This is a genomic window from Lascolabacillus massiliensis (genome assembly GCF_001282625.1).
Taxonomy (GTDB): domain Bacteria; phylum Bacteroidota; class Bacteroidia; order Bacteroidales; family Dysgonomonadaceae; genus Proteiniphilum; species Proteiniphilum massiliensis.
Genome location: NZ_CTEJ01000002.1, coordinates 77,382 through 93,767, shown reverse-complemented (window position 1 = coordinate 93,767; position 16,386 = coordinate 77,382). Strand labels below are relative to the sequence as shown.

General features: G+C 38.3%; 14 protein-coding genes, 1 tRNA gene and 1 pseudogene. 7 read left to right on the top strand and 9 right to left on the bottom strand.

Annotated elements, in window-relative coordinates; translation table 11 throughout:
- Window positions 1-14: 14 nt before the first annotated feature.
- Window positions 15-2,621, bottom strand: coding sequence for a carboxylesterase family protein (locus BN1354_RS12190; protein ID WP_053826447.1), 2,607 nt, complete (start codon window positions 2,619-2,621; stop codon window positions 15-17).
- A 259-nt stretch (window positions 2,622-2,880) separates the two neighbouring features.
- Between BN1354_RS12190 and BN1354_RS05115 the strand changes: the two genes are divergently transcribed.
- Entirely contained in the window at window positions 2,881-3,777 is an 897-nt protein-coding gene (locus BN1354_RS05115) for a helix-turn-helix domain-containing protein (RefSeq protein ID WP_053827215.1), read from the top strand.
- A gap of 136 nt (window positions 3,778-3,913) precedes the next feature.
- On the opposite strand, the gene BN1354_RS05110 is transcribed toward BN1354_RS05115, so the two are convergent.
- Window positions 3,914-5,443 carry a TraM recognition domain-containing protein gene (locus tag BN1354_RS05110; RefSeq protein ID WP_082331582.1) on the bottom strand — a complete coding sequence of 510 codons (1,530 nt, stop codon included), beginning with the start codon at window positions 5,441-5,443 and terminating at the stop codon, window positions 3,914-3,916.
- Window positions 5,444-5,939: 496 nt separating this feature from the next.
- Here BN1354_RS05110 and BN1354_RS12065 point away from each other — a divergent pair, with 496 nt between their 5' ends.
- From BN1354_RS12065 to BN1354_RS12055, 3 genes are read left to right on the top strand one after another with little or no spacing between them, the layout of a single operon-like run.
- Window positions 5,940-6,101, top strand: coding sequence for a hypothetical protein (locus BN1354_RS12065; protein ID WP_197272004.1), 162 nt, complete (start codon window positions 5,940-5,942; stop codon window positions 6,099-6,101).
- Window positions 6,102-6,120: 19 nt separating this feature from the next.
- Window positions 6,121-6,402: a recombinase family protein gene (locus BN1354_RS12060; RefSeq protein WP_197272002.1), complete on the top strand. Its 282-nt coding sequence runs from the start codon at window positions 6,121-6,123 to the stop codon at window positions 6,400-6,402.
- Window positions 6,403-6,717: a serine integrase family protein gene (locus BN1354_RS12055; protein WP_197272000.1), complete on the top strand. Its 315-nt coding sequence runs from the start codon at window positions 6,403-6,405 to the stop codon at window positions 6,715-6,717.
- Between the two features lie 335 nt (window positions 6,718-7,052).
- Here the strand turns inward: BN1354_RS12055 and BN1354_RS05100 are convergent.
- From BN1354_RS05100 to BN1354_RS05070, 7 genes and pseudogenes are all read right to left on the bottom strand, one after another.
- Window positions 7,053-7,124, bottom strand: a tRNA-Arg gene (locus BN1354_RS05100).
- A gap of 11 nt (window positions 7,125-7,135) precedes the next feature.
- A complete protein-coding gene (locus BN1354_RS05095) occupies window positions 7,136-7,771 on the bottom strand; it encodes a DUF3256 family protein (RefSeq protein WP_045089434.1) in 636 nt (211 codons plus the stop codon).
- A 64-nt stretch (window positions 7,772-7,835) separates the two neighbouring features.
- Window positions 7,836-9,278, bottom strand: a pseudogene (locus tag BN1354_RS05090) (alpha-L-fucosidase); the annotation flags it as partial.
- Window positions 9,279-9,382: 104 nt separating this feature from the next.
- On the bottom strand, window positions 9,383-9,616 hold the full coding sequence (locus tag BN1354_RS05085; RefSeq protein WP_045089435.1) for a hypothetical protein: 234 nt from the start codon (window positions 9,614-9,616) through the stop codon (window positions 9,383-9,385).
- 232 nt (window positions 9,617-9,848) lie between these two features.
- Entirely contained in the window at window positions 9,849-10,385 is a 537-nt protein-coding gene (locus BN1354_RS05080; protein ID WP_053826446.1) for a cupin domain-containing protein, read from the bottom strand.
- 150 nt (window positions 10,386-10,535) lie between these two features.
- Window positions 10,536-11,249 (bottom strand): 3-keto-disaccharide hydrolase, encoded by a 714-nt coding sequence (locus BN1354_RS05075; protein WP_045089437.1) that lies wholly within the window; start codon window positions 11,247-11,249, stop codon window positions 10,536-10,538.
- Between the two features lie 97 nt (window positions 11,250-11,346).
- Window positions 11,347-12,993 (bottom strand): AMP-binding protein, encoded by a 1,647-nt coding sequence (locus BN1354_RS05070; RefSeq protein ID WP_053827213.1) that lies wholly within the window; start codon window positions 12,991-12,993, stop codon window positions 11,347-11,349.
- A gap of 117 nt (window positions 12,994-13,110) precedes the next feature.
- Here BN1354_RS05070 and mtaB point away from each other — a divergent pair, with 117 nt between their 5' ends.
- The 3 genes from mtaB to BN1354_RS05055 are packed head-to-tail and all read left to right on the top strand — an operon-like array spanning window position 13,111 to window position 16,386.
- On the top strand, window positions 13,111-14,424 hold the full coding sequence (gene mtaB / locus BN1354_RS05065; protein WP_053826445.1) for a tRNA (N(6)-L-threonylcarbamoyladenosine(37)-C(2))-methylthiotransferase MtaB: 1,314 nt from the start codon (window positions 13,111-13,113) through the stop codon (window positions 14,422-14,424).
- The gene (locus tag BN1354_RS05060) at window positions 14,424-15,365 is read left to right on the top strand and encodes a lysophospholipid acyltransferase family protein (RefSeq protein WP_053826444.1); all 942 of its coding nucleotides are present in this window, start codon (window positions 14,424-14,426) and stop codon (window positions 15,363-15,365) included. Before mtaB ends, BN1354_RS05060 begins: the two co-directional genes overlap by 1 nt.
- The gene (locus BN1354_RS05055) at window positions 15,349-16,386 is read left to right on the top strand and encodes a glycosyltransferase family 2 protein (RefSeq protein WP_053826443.1); all 1,038 of its coding nucleotides are present in this window, start codon (window positions 15,349-15,351) and stop codon (window positions 16,384-16,386) included. Before BN1354_RS05060 ends, BN1354_RS05055 begins: the two co-directional genes overlap by 17 nt.

Genomic DNA, 16,386 nt, shown 5'->3' with positions numbered 1-16,386 from the left:
TATTCTTTTTCAGTTCAATCCAAATTCTTTTGTTTCAACCATTCTGACAATAAATCTGCTATTTCGATATTATTGAGGTCTGAAAACGGAAAATGGGTATTACCTTTAATCCCGATTTCAGGCAGATGCACTACTGTTACATCACCACCATACTTGTTTACTACATCCCTCCATTTCCTTGCCATTTCCAGACGGGTGCGCCAGCCATCGATGCCGGGGTTTTCTATCTGTTTTTCAGGAATAAAGTCGCCATAGTATATGATGATGGGGATTTTTGTGAGTTTCATAAAATCCTCCATCGATACACTATTGGCTGTAAGTGCTCCCGAGGAACCGGGTATAGGATCGGGCACTTCGTCCTCGGGGAATACAAACCCGCTTCCGGGTTCATAAGATGCGATAGCCTTTACATTGGGATTACCTATGGCGGTCAACCACCCGAACCCTCCCGAATGGGAGTGTGTTACAAGAACACCTTTACCTATTTTGCTGAAAAGTTCTGAAATTGAGGAAGTGATTACCTGCGTATCAAATTCTCCCATATTCGGGGTCATTTGCCGGAAATACTGGTTGAGTGTTTCTGGACTTCTGTCAAATTGTACGCCCTCGAAAAAATCAGGCCATACACCCAACCGGAACGTACTGAACCACTCCTGCTCGTCCGGGATCGGGTTTATGGTAACCGGTACGGTACTGCGCCCGGCATTGCCCCGTCTGGGTTGGGTAATGAGATATACACCAAAGCCACGACGCAGGAAAATATTCTGAAATCCTTCCCGTCCGTCGGGGGTTGTCTCCCATGTTTTCGAGAATTGTCCTATGCCGTGCCAGAACACCAAAGGCAGTTTGCGGGATTTGACAGGAATTTGATAGGTAATATATGCGTGATCACCGTGGAAAGTCTGTCCCTCCGGTGTACGGGTGATCGGGTTGAATGTCCCCGGATTGGTGATTACACTCCCGCCCACGGCAAAACTACCCTGCTGTTCAATTACCAGAGGTTCCTTTTTCGGATCGACCCACTTTTCAATCACGTCCAATCTTGCTTTCTTCGGGTCATGCGTTCCTGCAGCCGAACCGTCGAGACTGAACTCGATTATTTCGTTACTTTGAGGATTATAAAGAGGCCACTCGGGTAATCCGCTACCGTTAGGATTGCCGGTCTTTGCAAAGTTTGCCCAGTAGGTATTCATCATCCTTGCCACCTCCCTGTCTTCGGGTGTTGGGGTATCTGCGCCACGACGGGTTTCGAGTGTGTTAAAGACATAGGGAATTTCAGAGGCGTGTGGGGCTCCGTTCGGGAAACGTTCACGCATGGCGGCAGGAACGTAGGAGAAAAGATAAACATAGGCAGGTATATCTTTTACAGCAAAGGCTTTTGCTGTAAAACGGGCAGGCTCCGCCCAAACCTTGTCGGTGGTTACCATCGTCATCAATTCGGGAAAATCCCTTGTTCCATCGGGATCATAAGCGGCTATGGCTTCACCTTTCAGATTACCGAAAAGCGACAGCAATTCTTCCTTTGAATTGGCATTGATGAACCCTCCGGGAACTTCCGCACTATTCGAGCCGATAATAATCGGAATATTTGGCTGCCTGCCGCCTTTGTAAGCACTTTCTGCCGTTTCAACCACCAGTTTGCCGTCGAGTATCGGGCCCGAATAAATGGGGATTGAAGCGGAACCGTGGTGTTCTATTCCACCATCCACGATTTCCTCCACACTTAGCGAACGGAGTTTTGCGAGTGCGTTTGCGTCCGTACCGTCGATCCCGTGCTTGCGTGCAAAATTGATACCGATGGTTTCAGCCGAAACGGGATAATGCGGGTCGGCATTTTCCTCACGTATCGGCCTGCCGGTCAATACACCATCACGTCCACCACCGGATTCGATGATTGCTTTATGGAAAAGGCCTTTTGCCGATGGAATGGATAAAAGCGAATGTACCGATACACCACCGGCAGATTCACCGAAAACAGTAACATTATCGGGATCATCACCAAATGCGGAGATATTATCCCGTACCCATTTGAGAACTGCGATCTGATCCATGTAGGCATAGCTGCCTTTCGGTTCTTCGGGATGTTCTTCACTCAAAGCCGGGAAAGCAAAATGACCGAGGCGCCCCAGCCGGTAATTGAAAGTTATCAGGACTACTCCCTGACGGGCAAACTGTTCTCCCCAAGAGGAAGGGTCGGCTCCGCTTCCTCCCACGAAAGCACCGCCATGTACCCACACCATCACCGGAAGTTTCGCATCCTGTCCTGCTCCGGCCGGTAGCCAGATATTAAGGTAAAGGCAATCTTCCGATGATCCCTGCGCTATTTGTCCGGAACCACGTGGCCATCCGGCCTGTGCGCAGTTTGACCTGAACTCGCTGGCATCGAGTTCTCCCTGCCACGGTTGCACGGGTTGTGGCGGTCTCCAGCGGTATTCTCCCATCGGTGGTGCGGCATAGGGTATTCCTTTGAAACTGGCAACACCGTCCTGCGTAATCCCCCTGACAATCCCGGATGAAATACGGACAGTGGGAAACGAAGCCACAACATTGCCGATCACTCTGTTTTGCGCCTGCAAAGAACTTCCGATGATAATTATAAGAACGACAAGTACCTTTTTCATACGATTTTTTTATTTTTTCATTTCGGTGTATGGAACTCGCGATAATCATCATCTTGGGTGTAATGATGTTCATGCTCGTTTCATACTCTTATATATTATTTTATTGCATATACTTTTTATCAATTACAAATTTCGGGCTTTAGGATATTATAGTCGTATACGTATTACTGTTTGTTCTACCAATATTACTGATTATCACGTAAAAATAACTGATTGTCTGTCTGAATGATTAAATTTGTACTAACAAATTATGACGGCAATGAAAAAGGTTCTCAATTTTGATACAATTAGCAAGTATAATGATTTTAACAATCACGAAACGCTACATCCGTTAGTGAGTGTGATTGATTTCTCGAAAGCAAAGGAACGGACAGGAAATAAAATGAATTTCGGTATTTACTGTATTTTTCTGAAAGAGGTTGTTTGTGGTGATTTGAAATACGGACGTCATTATTACGACTATCAGGAAGGGACATTAGTCTTTATTTCCCCCGGACAGTTTATAGACGTTGAAAATAAAACGGACTTATACCAACCGATGGGGAATGCACTTGTTTTCCATCCCGACCTGATACGTGGCACTCCCCTTGCCGGACGTATGAACGATTATACTTTTTTCAACTACAACACCAACGAAGCGTTACACTTGTCGGCAAAGGAACAGCATCTGGTGTTGGATTTGTTTTCTAAAATAAATGACGAACTGCAACATTCGGTTGACAAGCATAGCAAAACGTTGATTGCCTCCAGCATAGAACTTTTCCTGAATTACTGCAAACGTTTTTATGACCGTCAATTCATAACCCGTGAGGATGTCAATAAAGGTATTCTGGAGAGATTTGAAAATTTATTGAACGGTTACTTTTCATCGGATAATCCTACGGAAATAGGGTTGCCTTCTGTGGCTTACTGCGCTGACGAACTTAACCTCTCTGCCAATTATTTTGGAGATTTGATCAGGAAAGAAACGGGAAAATCTGCGCAGGAATACATCCAAGCCAAAATCATTGACGTTGCCAAAGACAAACTTTTCAATAGTGATAAGACTATCAACGAGATTGCTTATGAATTGGGGTTTAAATACCCGCAGCATTTCAGCCGGATGTTTAAAAAAGCGGCCGGCACTTCTCCAAGTGAGTATAGGACAAAGAATTGATATGTGGTTTTAAAGATAATCGTTAAAGACCCCGAGGCATTTAATGAATTTGTTTCTAATAGGACTTTCCGCAATACTGCATATGAGTAATTTGGTATATAAAACAAACTACAGAACTGCCCTTTTCAACTGTTGATTATCCCTGCTGTATCAAATGCTGTAAGCCGGGGTCATTCTTGATACGCTCCAGTTCACTTTCTACAATCTGCATAACGTCCGCTTTAATCTGCCTGTAATTGGCTTCAATTACCTGTTTCATATTGTCGTTACCGTGTTCATTGGTAAAAGATCGTATCTCCGGTATTTTTTTGTAGGCTTTCATTTCGGCAATTACCTTATCATTGTCCACCACGATTTCAGCATGAAATATTTTCTGTTCGATACGCTCGTCAAAGTTATCCGTTACAGCTCCGACGAACTGCCCCTGTGAGAGTGTGGATATTTTGGATGCAGGTATCAGGCTATCCATTTGGGTGGATATGGATGTGGATTTATCATTGCGATTAATACTTATACTTTGACGTTTTTGCAATACCTTACCAAAACGTTTACTTAAATTTTTCGCCGTTTCACCCACTACCTGCCCGCTGAAAATATTTCCAACTATGTTCTGTACAACTCGTGCTTCTTTATCCCCATAGTCTCTACTCAATTGACTAAAATCTTGGAAACCAAGGCATACGGAAATAAAATTGGATCTCGCAGTTGCGATCAGATTGGAAAGTCCCATCCAGAATATGGATGAAAGCTCATCGACTATAACAGAGCACTTTAACTGATGCTTTTTATTGATAATTTTTACAATTCGGGAGTTGTACAAACCCAGAGCGGCGGAATAAATATTTTGTCTGTCGGGGTTGTTGCCTACACACAAAATTTTGGGTTCTTCAGGGTTGTTGATATCTAACGAAAAATCATTACCCGACATTGTCCAGTAAAGTTGCGGCGAAATTACCCTTGACAAAGGAATTTTTGCCGATGCGATCTGCCCCTGCAACTGCTCTGCGGCTCCCCCTTGCCATGCATCCATAAAAGCTGACAGGTAGTTTTCCAATTCAGGATATGAAGTAAGGATGGTAAATACGTCTTCATACTTTTTATTCAGTAGTTCTATCGTGTGCGGAAACGTACAATACTTCCCGTTTTCATAGATTTTCAAATACCAAATGATTGCAGTGAGCAGCACGATTGGGCTTTCCACAAAAAAATCCCCTTGCTTGCTTATCCACGTCCTGTTCAAGTTCAGCATGATGGTATAAGCTGCTTCATAAGCATCGGATATATCCGTCATAAAGGAGGGATTGATTGGGTTGCACCGGTGGCTTCGGCGTGGGTCATCGAAATTGATAACGTAAAATCGGGGTTTTACCTTATATTTATCGGCATGTTTGAGTAGGTGATTGTAGGCAATGGTTGAAAGGTCATCAAATATTTTATCGCTTATCCAACTTTCGCCGATTAATCCGTCAGGGATATTTTCATAGTCCTGAAACATAAATTCGGGGTCTGCCTCGTCATTGTGCAGTTCCCTGCAAGCGATGTAAAATTCTTCCTTGTCTGCATAGTCGGACAGGTTTAACCATTTTCCGAATATTGAACCTGCATTATATTTTCCGTATGTGCCGACATATATACTCGCTTCTGATGTGTTGATTTGATGTGCCATTTCTTTACTGTTTAATTGTTGATTGATTTTTTTTGATTTATTCGGCAATGAGAGGAGATGTTGTTTTGTTTCAATACCATTTTTCCAATGCTTTTAATCCTCATGCCTGACATTTTTTTTATTCGTGTAAAGAGCTGGAGTATGTTATGTTTCGTTTCGTGAGCATGAAAGGTTAGTGTTTAGGCGACAGAAGGTTTTGGAAAAAAAATACTACCCAACGGGCTGGAGATTTTTTTATCAAACTTGCTTGACCTTTTGTCGGCGTTAAGAACACGGTCATACCTTTGCTCCAGTGAAACGAACATAAACCATACAGGCTTTTTGCATAAAAATCAATCGTGGAAGCAATGAGGATGGCATTGGTAGAATGGTTCTAAAAAGGCAAACAAAGCCAAATAATTCTACTGAAAACCATTCTAAAACACACAGTTTATCAACTCTTTAAGTTTGTCGATGCGGAGTTTTCTCCATTTGTAACAAGCAAAAAGAGTTGAATATGGAAGATGATAAAACGAACGATTTAACTCCTGAAAGAGTAGTTCAAATCTTAAAAAAGAAAGGAACGGAGGTCGATATTGAGGAAGCGAAAATTATCTTGGTATTTGTCAAGAAAATTGCTAATATTGCAGTAAATCAATATTTAAGGGGAAACCTTTAGTCTTATAAAAAATGATGTGATGAGAAAAGCTGATTTATATATACGTGTATCCACCGATGAACAAGCAGACAAAGGTTATTCGCAACGTGACCAAGAAGACCGTTTAAGAAAATATTGTGAACTCAAAAGCATTTCAATAAGGAATATCTATGTAGAAGACCATTCGGCTAAATCTTTCAATCGCCCTGAATGGCAAAAATATTTATCAAATCTACGTAAACTAAAAAATAGTAAGGTCGGGACTTTGTTGCTTTTTACAAAATGGGACAGGTTCAGTAGGAATGCAGGTGACGCTTATTAAATGATTAACCAACTGCGGAAATTAGGTGTTACCCCCGAAGCAATAGAACAACCTTTAGACCTGACTATTCCCGAAAACAAAATTATGCTTGCATTTTATCTTGCCGCACCGGAAGTTGAAAATGACAGACGAGCGTTGAATGTTATTCATGGAATGCGCAGGGCGAGAAAAGAGGGACGGTATATGGCTACTGCTCCGTTGGGATATGTAAACAAGATGTCAGAAGACAAAAAGAAATATATTGCACTGCATGAGATTGAAGCCCCTATATTGAAATGGGCTTTTGAAGAATGCCGATGGAGAAATGGCAGATGATGATTTTAAGGAAGTAAAGAAACTGACCAAAGGGAAAATAGAGGTTTTAGAACGAAGATTGAACGACTTGGCAACAGTAGGAACAGAGATTAAGGATCTGATAGCGAGTGCTTTAAAAAAGGTTGCAAATATTGATAGACGGTATGAGAACGGGGATATAGAAGAAAAAAGGATTATATTGGGTTCGATGTTCCCTGATTTTTTGGAGTTTGACGGAACAAAACATCGAACCCCGAGACTAAATTCTGCGATTGCTCTTATCTATCAATCTAACAATAAGTTACAGAGCCAAAAAAACGGGACAAGTCTCTCTTTTTTTGACTTGTCCCGCTGGGTACACCCGGCGAGAATCGAACTCGCATCGTCGGAACCGGAATCCGGTATTCTATCCATTGAACTACGGGTGCATTCTATTTTATCATCTGAAGGAGGAGTTCTCCCATTTCAAAGTGATGGTGTCGCTCTTCAGAAATGGTGTTATTTCTGATATATGATTTTCAGGAAGATGATTTTTGAAATTAAATATCAGCAATAAGTCGCTGTTATACTTGTTTAATACAGCAGATATTGGCGAAATATCCGGCAAAGATAGAGCATATTTGTAATTTTCCGATTCTTTTTGGAAAGAATCAAAGAAAATTTCTGCTGTAATATCTGAAATGAAAGAATCGCTGTTAAGTTTTTCCCATTTATCAGTATAGAATGATATGTTACTATCACAAACATCAGCTTCTATCCCACCACAAACAGTTTTAATGACACATACAATTACAGAGTCGTTAGTCACAGGGAGTAACTTTATTTGAGTGTTTCCAATTCCTGAAGTCTCAATTTTGATGTAATCAGTGCCATGTTCAACCTTTTTTATCTCTCCAAGCATATAAGGTATGGTAGTTTCAGTTGAATCAACCAGTAACATGGTTTTGTTGCCTTCTGAAATTCCTGGCATTAGCTCTTCCGGCATTGATTTGAAAATTTCAGCCAAGTTTTGTGCCTGAATTGAAACTGTTAATAACAGACAGGCGAGTATCATTAATCCTTGTTTGTTAAGCATTTATTTTATTATCATTTATTGTTCTGGAAATAAAAATTATCTCTTTATTTTCTATTGAATATTATAATTTGGGTGCATAATATGCCCCAAATTTTTGAATATTAGCGTTGTCTCTTGTTTCAGTAATTGTTAATCGCAGTTTAGTTGCCTCTGTGTCAGGGAATCTGAGAAGTCTTTTGTACCCTATCGTGGTTCCTTTAGTAAGTTCTCTCCACTCGTTGTTTATTAACCCTTCTACAGTGAATTCTTCAACTCGCTGTCCCTTTTGAATATCTTCCTGTAGCATAACAGTATTTATTGTTTCGCCGGGTATCACATTATATTCTCTTGAATCGCCTGCACGTGCTCTCCATGTAACTTCTCCATCGGTTAGCTTTTCATCACTGAAAGTGTTGTTTATATATACACCAAACTGTCTGAGGCGTTCTGCATCAATTTCATGAATTCTGCCTCTTTTATCAGGAGGAACATTTAGAAGTAAAACAGAATTCATTCCTACAGACTGAAAATAGATATCAACCAGCTCGCGAAGAGATTTTACCTGTTGGTTCTCCTCTGCATGAAAAAACCAACCAGGACGAATAGATACATCTACTTCTGAAGGATACCAATAAATTGTTTTTGATTTTTCGATCAGATCCCTGCTGCCAAGATCTTCTGCGGTAGTTGTGATATTTAGTCGTATATTCTCATTTATTATGGCATCACTTATTCCTGGTTGAAGTGGAGTTACACTCCATTCGGTTTCTCTTCCCAAGCCACTTTCGTTACCAACCCATCTTATATCATTCCCCATTATTGCTTTTACTGCTGTTGGCTGCAGGCTATCAATAACATGATAGAAGCGTGACCAATTGTATTCCTGAACCTTACCATTTGGGCCCTCTCCATTGGCGCCATCAAACCACACTTCATGAATTTCACCATAGTTACTGAGCAGTTCTGTCAGCTGTTGAATGAAAAACTCGTTATATACAGGGGAATCTCCATAACTCTCAGCATTACGATCCCAAGGGGACAAATAGACCCCAAACTTCATGTTGTGTTTTTCACATGCATCACGAACCTCCTTTACGATATCTCCATTTCCATTTTTCCAAGGAGATGAAGCTACTGAATATGATGTGGTGTTTGTAGGCCATAGGCAAAAGCCATCATGATGTTTTGCTGTTAATATTATCATTTTAAAACCAGCATTTTGCAAAGTCGTAACCCATTGCTCAGCATCAAATGCTGTAGGGTTGAAAAGCTCAGGGTCTTCATTACCATCTCCCCATTCTTTTCCGGTAAACGTATTAATCCCAAAGTGTATAAATGCAGTGAGTTCAAGTTTCTGCCACTCAATCTGATTCTTAGTTGGTACGACATAAGCAGCTAACTTTACCTTTTGATCTTGTGTTACAAATTCAGGAAAAGATAGCTCTTTTTCAAAGTAAGTATTTGCTCTTTGACTGCAACCTGAAATAATTAATGTCAGGATAAAAATTAAAATTGCGATTTTCCTCATCAGTTCATCATTATCTGTGGTTAACAAAGTTACTATTTTTGCTCTAACAACAAATAAAAAAACCACCCTTTTGAGGTGGTTTCAACTAAGCAAGCATCTTTTTCTTATAGATTAGAGGCAGCTTCTTCAACAACTTGATTTAATGTGTCTGCAGCTGCTGCAGCTTCAGCTTCGATAACAGCCTGAATGCTGTCTGCCTGAGCTTGTAGGATGCTGTCTACTCTTGCAACTTCGGCAAGACTATCTTGTAGTGCTTTTTCAGCATTTACCTGTGCGTTGTTGCAAGAAACTAAACCCAATGTTGCAATTGTAGAAACCAAAAACAATACTTTTTTCATTTTTTGAAAATTTAAACGATAAATAATTTTGTAACAAAATTAAACTGTTCTTTTCGTAGCGTACTAATAATGAGTTTAACTAGCAGGTAGTCACTTTGTTATTAGAAAACGCTTGTGTAAAAACGATGCAAAAGTACATCAAAAACATGTTATATAGCATGCTTTATTGAAAAAAATGCAGTTAAATAATGTTATATTTTCTTTAAGGTTGATTTACATGCAATTGCAACTATCAATGCTCATGATTATGGGCAGCAATTCCCTCCTCCTGGGTGTGATGTACTGTGCTGTGAGGATGCTCAACAGGTGAGTATATTGAATACACCTTCAACGGTTCATCCGAATCATTTACAAGGTTGTGCCATTTTCCGGCTGGGATGAATATTGCGAAATCGTGCTCAACCCTCTCCTCAAAATTAAAAACACCTTCTTCGTCACCCATGTACATTATTCCGCTACCTGCCTCTACACGAAGAAACTGATCAATCTCAGGGTGCATCTCCTCACCTATATCACCACCAACAGGAATACTCATTACAGTCATCTGCATATTAGATCCTGTCCATATAGAGGTTCTGAAAGTTTCATTTTGCACAGTGTAGTCCTCGATATTAAATACAAATGGCTCTGGTCCGAAATCTCTGAATTCCACTTCTGCATAGGTCTCATGTACAGTAGATTCAACCTGATTTCGATCAGCTGTCTGTTGAGTACAGGAACCTAAAGTTAATAATGTTCCGATTAATAAAATCAATAATGTTTTCCTCATAATTACAATTTTTTTTTTAAGCACTAAAATAAAGCTGTATGTAGCTTAAATGCAGTTATTAGTTTTATTATCAATTAATTCAATAAAGATAGTAAAAACTTTCGGTATCAAAAATTCAGTTAATAATTGAGAATATGAGGTTATCTGTAATTATGGTAAGACAATTATCTGCAAATTACGAAAATGGATTTCTGATCCTTCTGCTTCTAAACAGATGTATCCAATACTTTGTGATGAGTTGGTTATTCCGTTTACAAATTTCCCATTTACAGAAAGTTTTATATTTCCATCAACACAAACTACATCATAAGTATTCCATTCTTTCTTACCGAGAACTCTGTTTTCAACTGACATGCTTCTTTTTCCGCGCGGATTTTCTGGTACAATCTCAACTCCTCCAACACCAAACAGTTCTCCATGTACGTAGGCAATAGGAGGTTCTACACCATCATGAGTATTAAGTTTTACCCATTCTAAATCTAACATCTGTACTTCTACTCCATCGGGTAGACGGTTTTCATCCGGCTCTGCTTTACTCCATACAAAGGTCCCAGAGTTACCTCCTGCTTCCTGATGACTCCATTCAATATGCATGATAAAATTTTCATATTGATGTTCACTTCTGATGACGCCGATTGGAATTCCTGTGCATTTTAAAATATCATCTTCGAGTTTCCAGGTCTCATCGTTTGTATTTACCTGATACCAATTTATGGGTTCAGCTTTGTGTAGTTCACCATTAAGTACATCCTTTAAATTAATAACTGTCCCAAATGATGTAACCAAATCCTGGGATGTTGCTTTTATGGGTATGGATATAAATACCATTAAAGCGCAGCAGAGTATAAAAAATTCTTTTTTCATGTTTATAATTTTAGTTAATAAACGGTCTTATCATTTATTACAAAGATAAACAATTGACACGATTGGTGAGTTTTTAATTTGCTGTTAATTAGTAATGTTATTGATACAGATACCTCTTTATGCTTTTCTTAGGAGTTTTCTCGAATTCATTTTCCATTATCTCAATACTGCTCAATCTTTCATACTTTGCAACAACTTTATTCAGTAAGCCTTTGTTGGTCTCCATTAACTCTATCAGTTTTTCAGCTGAAATATTGTCTGACTTTACGGCTTCTTTGTCGGGGTAAACAAGTGCTACTAATTTGTTCTCACGCAGAATTACCACACTATCAGAAATATAGGGAAGGTTATTTAAGCGGGATTCAATTTCTTCAGGGTATATGTTCTGACCATTGGCAGTTAGAATCATTGTTTTTAAACGTCCTTTTATAAATAGCCTGTTACCTCTCATGACTCCCAAATCTCCTGTTTTAAGCCAGCCGTCATCTGTGAATGCTGCTTTTGTAGCTTCTTCATTTCTATAGTAACCGATCATTACATTTTCTCCTCTGACCTGTATTTCACCAGGTATGTTTTCAGGGTCTTCGGAATCAATACGGGCTTCCATAATGTCTTTTAGAACTGAGCCGCATGAAGTTGGGATAAAATCTTTATTATTATCGTATGAAATCAAGGGAGCGCATTCTGTCATTCCATATCCAACTGTGAAAGGAAACCCCATTCTGTAGAAAAATGATTCAACCTCTGCACTCAAGGCGGCTCCCCCAATAATTACCTCTCTGAAGTTTCCTCCAAGTGATTTTGTTAGCGATTTTTTGATTTTATTCAATATAAGACTGTCCACACCTTTTATCTTTAAGAGGAATTTGATGGTTGGCTGACTAATGATTGGCAATATCTTTTTCTTATATATTTTCTCAAAAATAAGAGGTACGGTAATAATAATATTAGGTTTGACTTCGTCTAATGCACTTATCAGATTTTGAGGTGTTGGTGATACACCAAGTAGTGTAATATGAACGCCTGTTGCAAGTGAGTATAGGAAATCAAATGCACATCCATAAACATGTGCCATTGGTAAGAAAGCCAGAATTCGTTCGCCTGGAAATAGAAGATTCAACTTTCCAGCATAGGCTATATTTCCTGCGAAATTATTTGCAGTAAGCATTACTCCTTTACTGAATCCTGTAGTTCCTGATGTGTAGTTGATGCAAACAACTTCGCTGTTGTCTACATTTGGATATTTTATATCCTCTTTTGTGAAGCTACCGGGATAGGTTTGCTGAAATAATGTGTCTATTGAGTTGACTATGTTCTTAGTCTTGTCTTCTTCACTTTTGAGCAATTTGAATGATGGTGATACAATTGAGGTGACTTTTATATTATCAGAATTGAGATTGTCCCATAGGGTTTTGTTTATAAAAACCAGTTTTGAATTGGAATGATCTATAATTGATTCTATACTTTCTGGATTAAACTCGTGAAGTATTGGTACAATGACAGCTCCATATGTTATGGTTGCCATAAAAATTATCGACCAGGAGGAGTGGTTTTTACCGACCAGTGATATTTTATCACCTTTTTCAATACCAAGTTCTGAAAAAAGAAGATGAAATTTTGCAATTTCATGGGCTAATTCGCCATATGTATAAGATGCATCACCTTTGTAATCAGTTAATGCGGGTAGTTCCCAATTTTTTTTAAAACTGTTCTCGTATGTTTTAATTAAATTCTGCTCAATCATATTTTTCATTTAACGATTGCACACTTTTGCAAATCTTGAGCAAAAATAATCGGTAAATGTCTATTATCAAAGAAAAGATGGCAATAAATTGAGACAAAAATTGTAATTTTGCCGATTATGATCGATCATTCTATATTTCAAAATAAAACCGCTGCCTACTATACACTTGGATGTAAGTTGAATTTTGCCGAAACCTCGGCAATTGGCAGGCAATTGTACAATGCAGGAATTACTCGTGTACGAAAAGGCCAAAAGGCTGATATTTGTGTAATTAATACTTGTTCTGTAACTGAACTGGCAGATAAAAAAGGACGTCAGGCAATCAGAAAAGCAATTCATGAGAATCCAAATGCTTTTGTTGTGGTTACAGGATGCTATGCTCAGTTGAAACCAGATGATATTGCTGAGATAGAAGGAGTAGATTTAGTATTAGGGGCTGAACAAAAGCTCGACGTGGTTAAGTATCTCGATGACCTGAGAAAGAAGGATAAGGGAGAGGTTGTAACTTCTAAAACTCACAGAATAAGATCTTTTGTGCATTCTGTTTCGGCTGACGACCGAACACGATATTTCTTAAAGGTCCAGGATGGGTGTGATTATTTTTGTTCATTTTGTACTATACCTTTTGCCAGGGGCAGGAGCAGAAACGGATCAATTGCTGATTTGGTTAAGCAGGCTGAACAGGTAGTTCAGGAGGGTGGTAAAGAGATCGTATTAACAGGAGTAAATATTGGTGATTTTGGTCACACTACAAAAGAGAGTTTTATTGATCTTTTAAAGGAACTTGATAATGTTGAAGGTATTGAACGCTATAGAATATCTTCTATTGAACCTAATTTGCTGACAGATGAGATTATAGATTTTGTTGCAGAATCAAAAAGATTTGCACCTCATTTTCATATGCCTTTGCAGGCGGGTAGTGATGCTGTTTTATCGCTAATGAAGAGAAAATACGATACTGCTTTATTTCGTCATAAAATTGAGAAAATTAAAACTATTCTGCCTGATGCATTTATTGGGGTAGATGTAATTGTAGGTGTTAGAGGAGAAACTGATAACTGCTTCGATGAGAGTAAGAACTTTATAAAATCACTTGATATATCTAAACTTCATGTCTTTACTTACTCTGAGCGCCCAGGTACTCAGGCTCTTAATATAGATTTTGCAGTGGATCCGAAAACAAAACATGCTCGTAGTAAAGCATTACTGGATATTTCAGATGAAAAACATAGGTGTTTTATGGAGTCGATGAAAGGTACCAGAAAGAAAGTTCTTTTCGAACATACAAAATATGGAAAAAGTATGCACGGATTTACAGAAAACTATATTAAACTTTACTCTAATTACGATCCAGCTAATATAAACAGGGTTATTGAAGTTGAAGTGGGAGAGTATGATGAGGACGAAATGGCAATGAAAGCAATTTTTTAATGGACGACGGTGAGCGAAATAAAAAAAGTATAGGTTATTCACTGCTGTATGCAGTGGCATATCTACATGCCCTTCTGCCATTTTCTGTTCTTTATTTGTTATCAGATATTTTATACTTTTTTATCTATTACATTATAAGATATCGTAGAAAGTTGGTGAGAAGGAATATTAAAAATTCTTTTTCCTTTGAAACTGAGAAGAGAATCATTAGTATTGAAAAAGAATTTTACCATCATCTATGTGACTATTTTGTAGAGACCATTAAAACACTTCATATCTCGGATGAAGAGATACGGAAAAGGATGAAGTTTGAAAATCCTGATATGATTAACCGTCTTACTGCAAGCGGTAACTCATGTATTCTTAGTCTGGGACATTACTGCAACTGGGAATGGGTTACATCAATTGTAAATTATCTAACACCTGGAATAAAACAGGGATTGGTTTATAAAGAACTTCACTCTAAAGCATTTGACCACTTGTTTGTAAGGCTAAGAAGCAGCTTTAAGGCTATTCCGATTGAGATGCGTAGTGTATACAGAAAGCTTATTGAATCAAAGAATAAGGGGGAAACAGTGGTAGTAGGTTTTCTTTCAGATCAGCGCCCTCCAAAAAGCACTGGTCATTACTGGACTAGGTTTATGAATCAGGATACAGTTGTACAAACTGGTATGGAAAAAATTGCTAAACTACTTGGCTTTTCGATTGTTTATCTTGATATTACCAAAGTTAAAAGAGGTCACTATATTGGTAAGTTTTATGTTATTACTCCAGATGCTTCAAATGAGCCTGAATATGAGATAATGGAGCGATATATGAACAAACTGGAGGAAACAATAAAAAAAGATCCGGCATATTATCTTTGGTCACATAATAGGTGGAAATTTAAAAAAGAACCAGAGGAAAAACTATTGTCAGAAGTATATGAATTTGAATCATAATGTTAAGGCATCTGTAGTAATATTAAACTGGAATGGGAAAAGGCTTCTTGAGCAATTCCTTCCTATAGTCATTAAACATACTCAAAGTGATATAAGTAAGGTAATTGTTTCAGATAATGGGTCTACCGACGATTCAGTCAGGTTTATGAAAGAAAATTATCCGGAAATCCAACTTGTAACGCTTGATAAAAATTATGGATTTGCAGAAGGTTATAATAAAACATTACATCAGGTAAACTCTGAATATGTTGTTCTTCTGAATTCTGATGTTGAAACAACTGAAGGGTGGCTGCAAAATTTAATAACCTATATGGATAATCATCCGGAGGTAGCAGCTGTTCAGCCAAAGATTCTTTCATATAAAGAAAAATATAAATTTGAATATGCAGGTGCTTCAGGAGGATTTATAGATAGATATGGATATCCTTTTTGCAGAGGAAGAATCCTAGATAAAGTAGAGAATGATAAAGGGCAGTATGACAATGAGATACCTGTTTTTTGGGCTACCGGAGCATGTTTGTGTATAAGATTAAAAGATTATTTTGAAATGGGCGGATTGGATGGTAGTTTCTTTGCGCATATGGAAGAAATTGATCTTTGCTGGCGATTAAATGCAAGAGGGAGAAAAGTAATGTGTATTCCTTCATCTGTTGTATATCATGTTGGAGGAGCCTCTTTGAGTAAGGATAATCCTAAAAAAATGTATCTCAATTTTCGTAACAATTTGCTGATGTTGTATAAGAATTTACCTAATAGATCCCTGCCTGGTACTTTTTTAGTAAGATTTGTTTTTGATATACTTGCATATTTTCATCTTATATTTAAAGGAGAATTTAAAAACGCATATGCCATTATTGAAGCTTATAGAGATTTCTTTAATATATTTAATTCATATAAGCAAAAAAGAATAGATAACCTTAAGAAAACCACACAAAAGAGTATAGCCACCCAATATAAAAGAAGTATATTGTTGAAATTTTATACTGGAAAGAAATTATTTAATTCTATAATCTGGAAATAA

Coding starts and splice junctions, on each gene's coding strand:
- BN1354_RS12190 (WP_053826447.1), bottom strand. CDS start 2,621: ATGAAAAAGGTACTTGTCGTTCTTATAATTATCATCGGAAGTTCTTTG.
- BN1354_RS05115 (WP_053827215.1), top strand. CDS start 2,881: ATGAAAAAGGTTCTCAATTTTGATACAATTAGCAAGTATAATGATTTT.
- BN1354_RS05110 (WP_082331582.1), bottom strand. CDS start 5,443: ATGGCACATCAAATCAACACATCAGAAGCGAGTATATATGTCGGCACA.
- BN1354_RS12065 (WP_197272004.1), top strand. CDS start 5,940: ATGGAAGATGATAAAACGAACGATTTAACTCCTGAAAGAGTAGTTCAA.
- BN1354_RS12060 (WP_197272002.1), top strand. CDS start 6,121: ATGAGAAAAGCTGATTTATATATACGTGTATCCACCGATGAACAAGCA.
- BN1354_RS12055 (WP_197272000.1), top strand. CDS start 6,403: ATGATTAACCAACTGCGGAAATTAGGTGTTACCCCCGAAGCAATAGAA.
- BN1354_RS05095 (WP_045089434.1), bottom strand. CDS start 7,771: ATGCTTAACAAACAAGGATTAATGATACTCGCCTGTCTGTTATTAACA.
- BN1354_RS05085 (WP_045089435.1), bottom strand. CDS start 9,616: ATGAAAAAAGTATTGTTTTTGGTTTCTACAATTGCAACATTGGGTTTA.
- BN1354_RS05080 (WP_053826446.1), bottom strand. CDS start 10,385: ATGAGGAAAACATTATTGATTTTATTAATCGGAACATTATTAACTTTA.
- BN1354_RS05075 (WP_045089437.1), bottom strand. CDS start 11,249: ATGAAAAAAGAATTTTTTATACTCTGCTGCGCTTTAATGGTATTTATA.
- BN1354_RS05070 (WP_053827213.1), bottom strand. CDS start 12,993: ATGATTGAGCAGAATTTAATTAAAACATACGAGAACAGTTTTAAAAAA.
- mtaB (WP_053826445.1), top strand. CDS start 13,111: ATGATCGATCATTCTATATTTCAAAATAAAACCGCTGCCTACTATACA.
- BN1354_RS05060 (WP_053826444.1), top strand. CDS start 14,424: ATGGACGACGGTGAGCGAAATAAAAAAAGTATAGGTTATTCACTGCTG.
- BN1354_RS05055 (WP_053826443.1), top strand. CDS start 15,349: ATGAATTTGAATCATAATGTTAAGGCATCTGTAGTAATATTAAACTGG.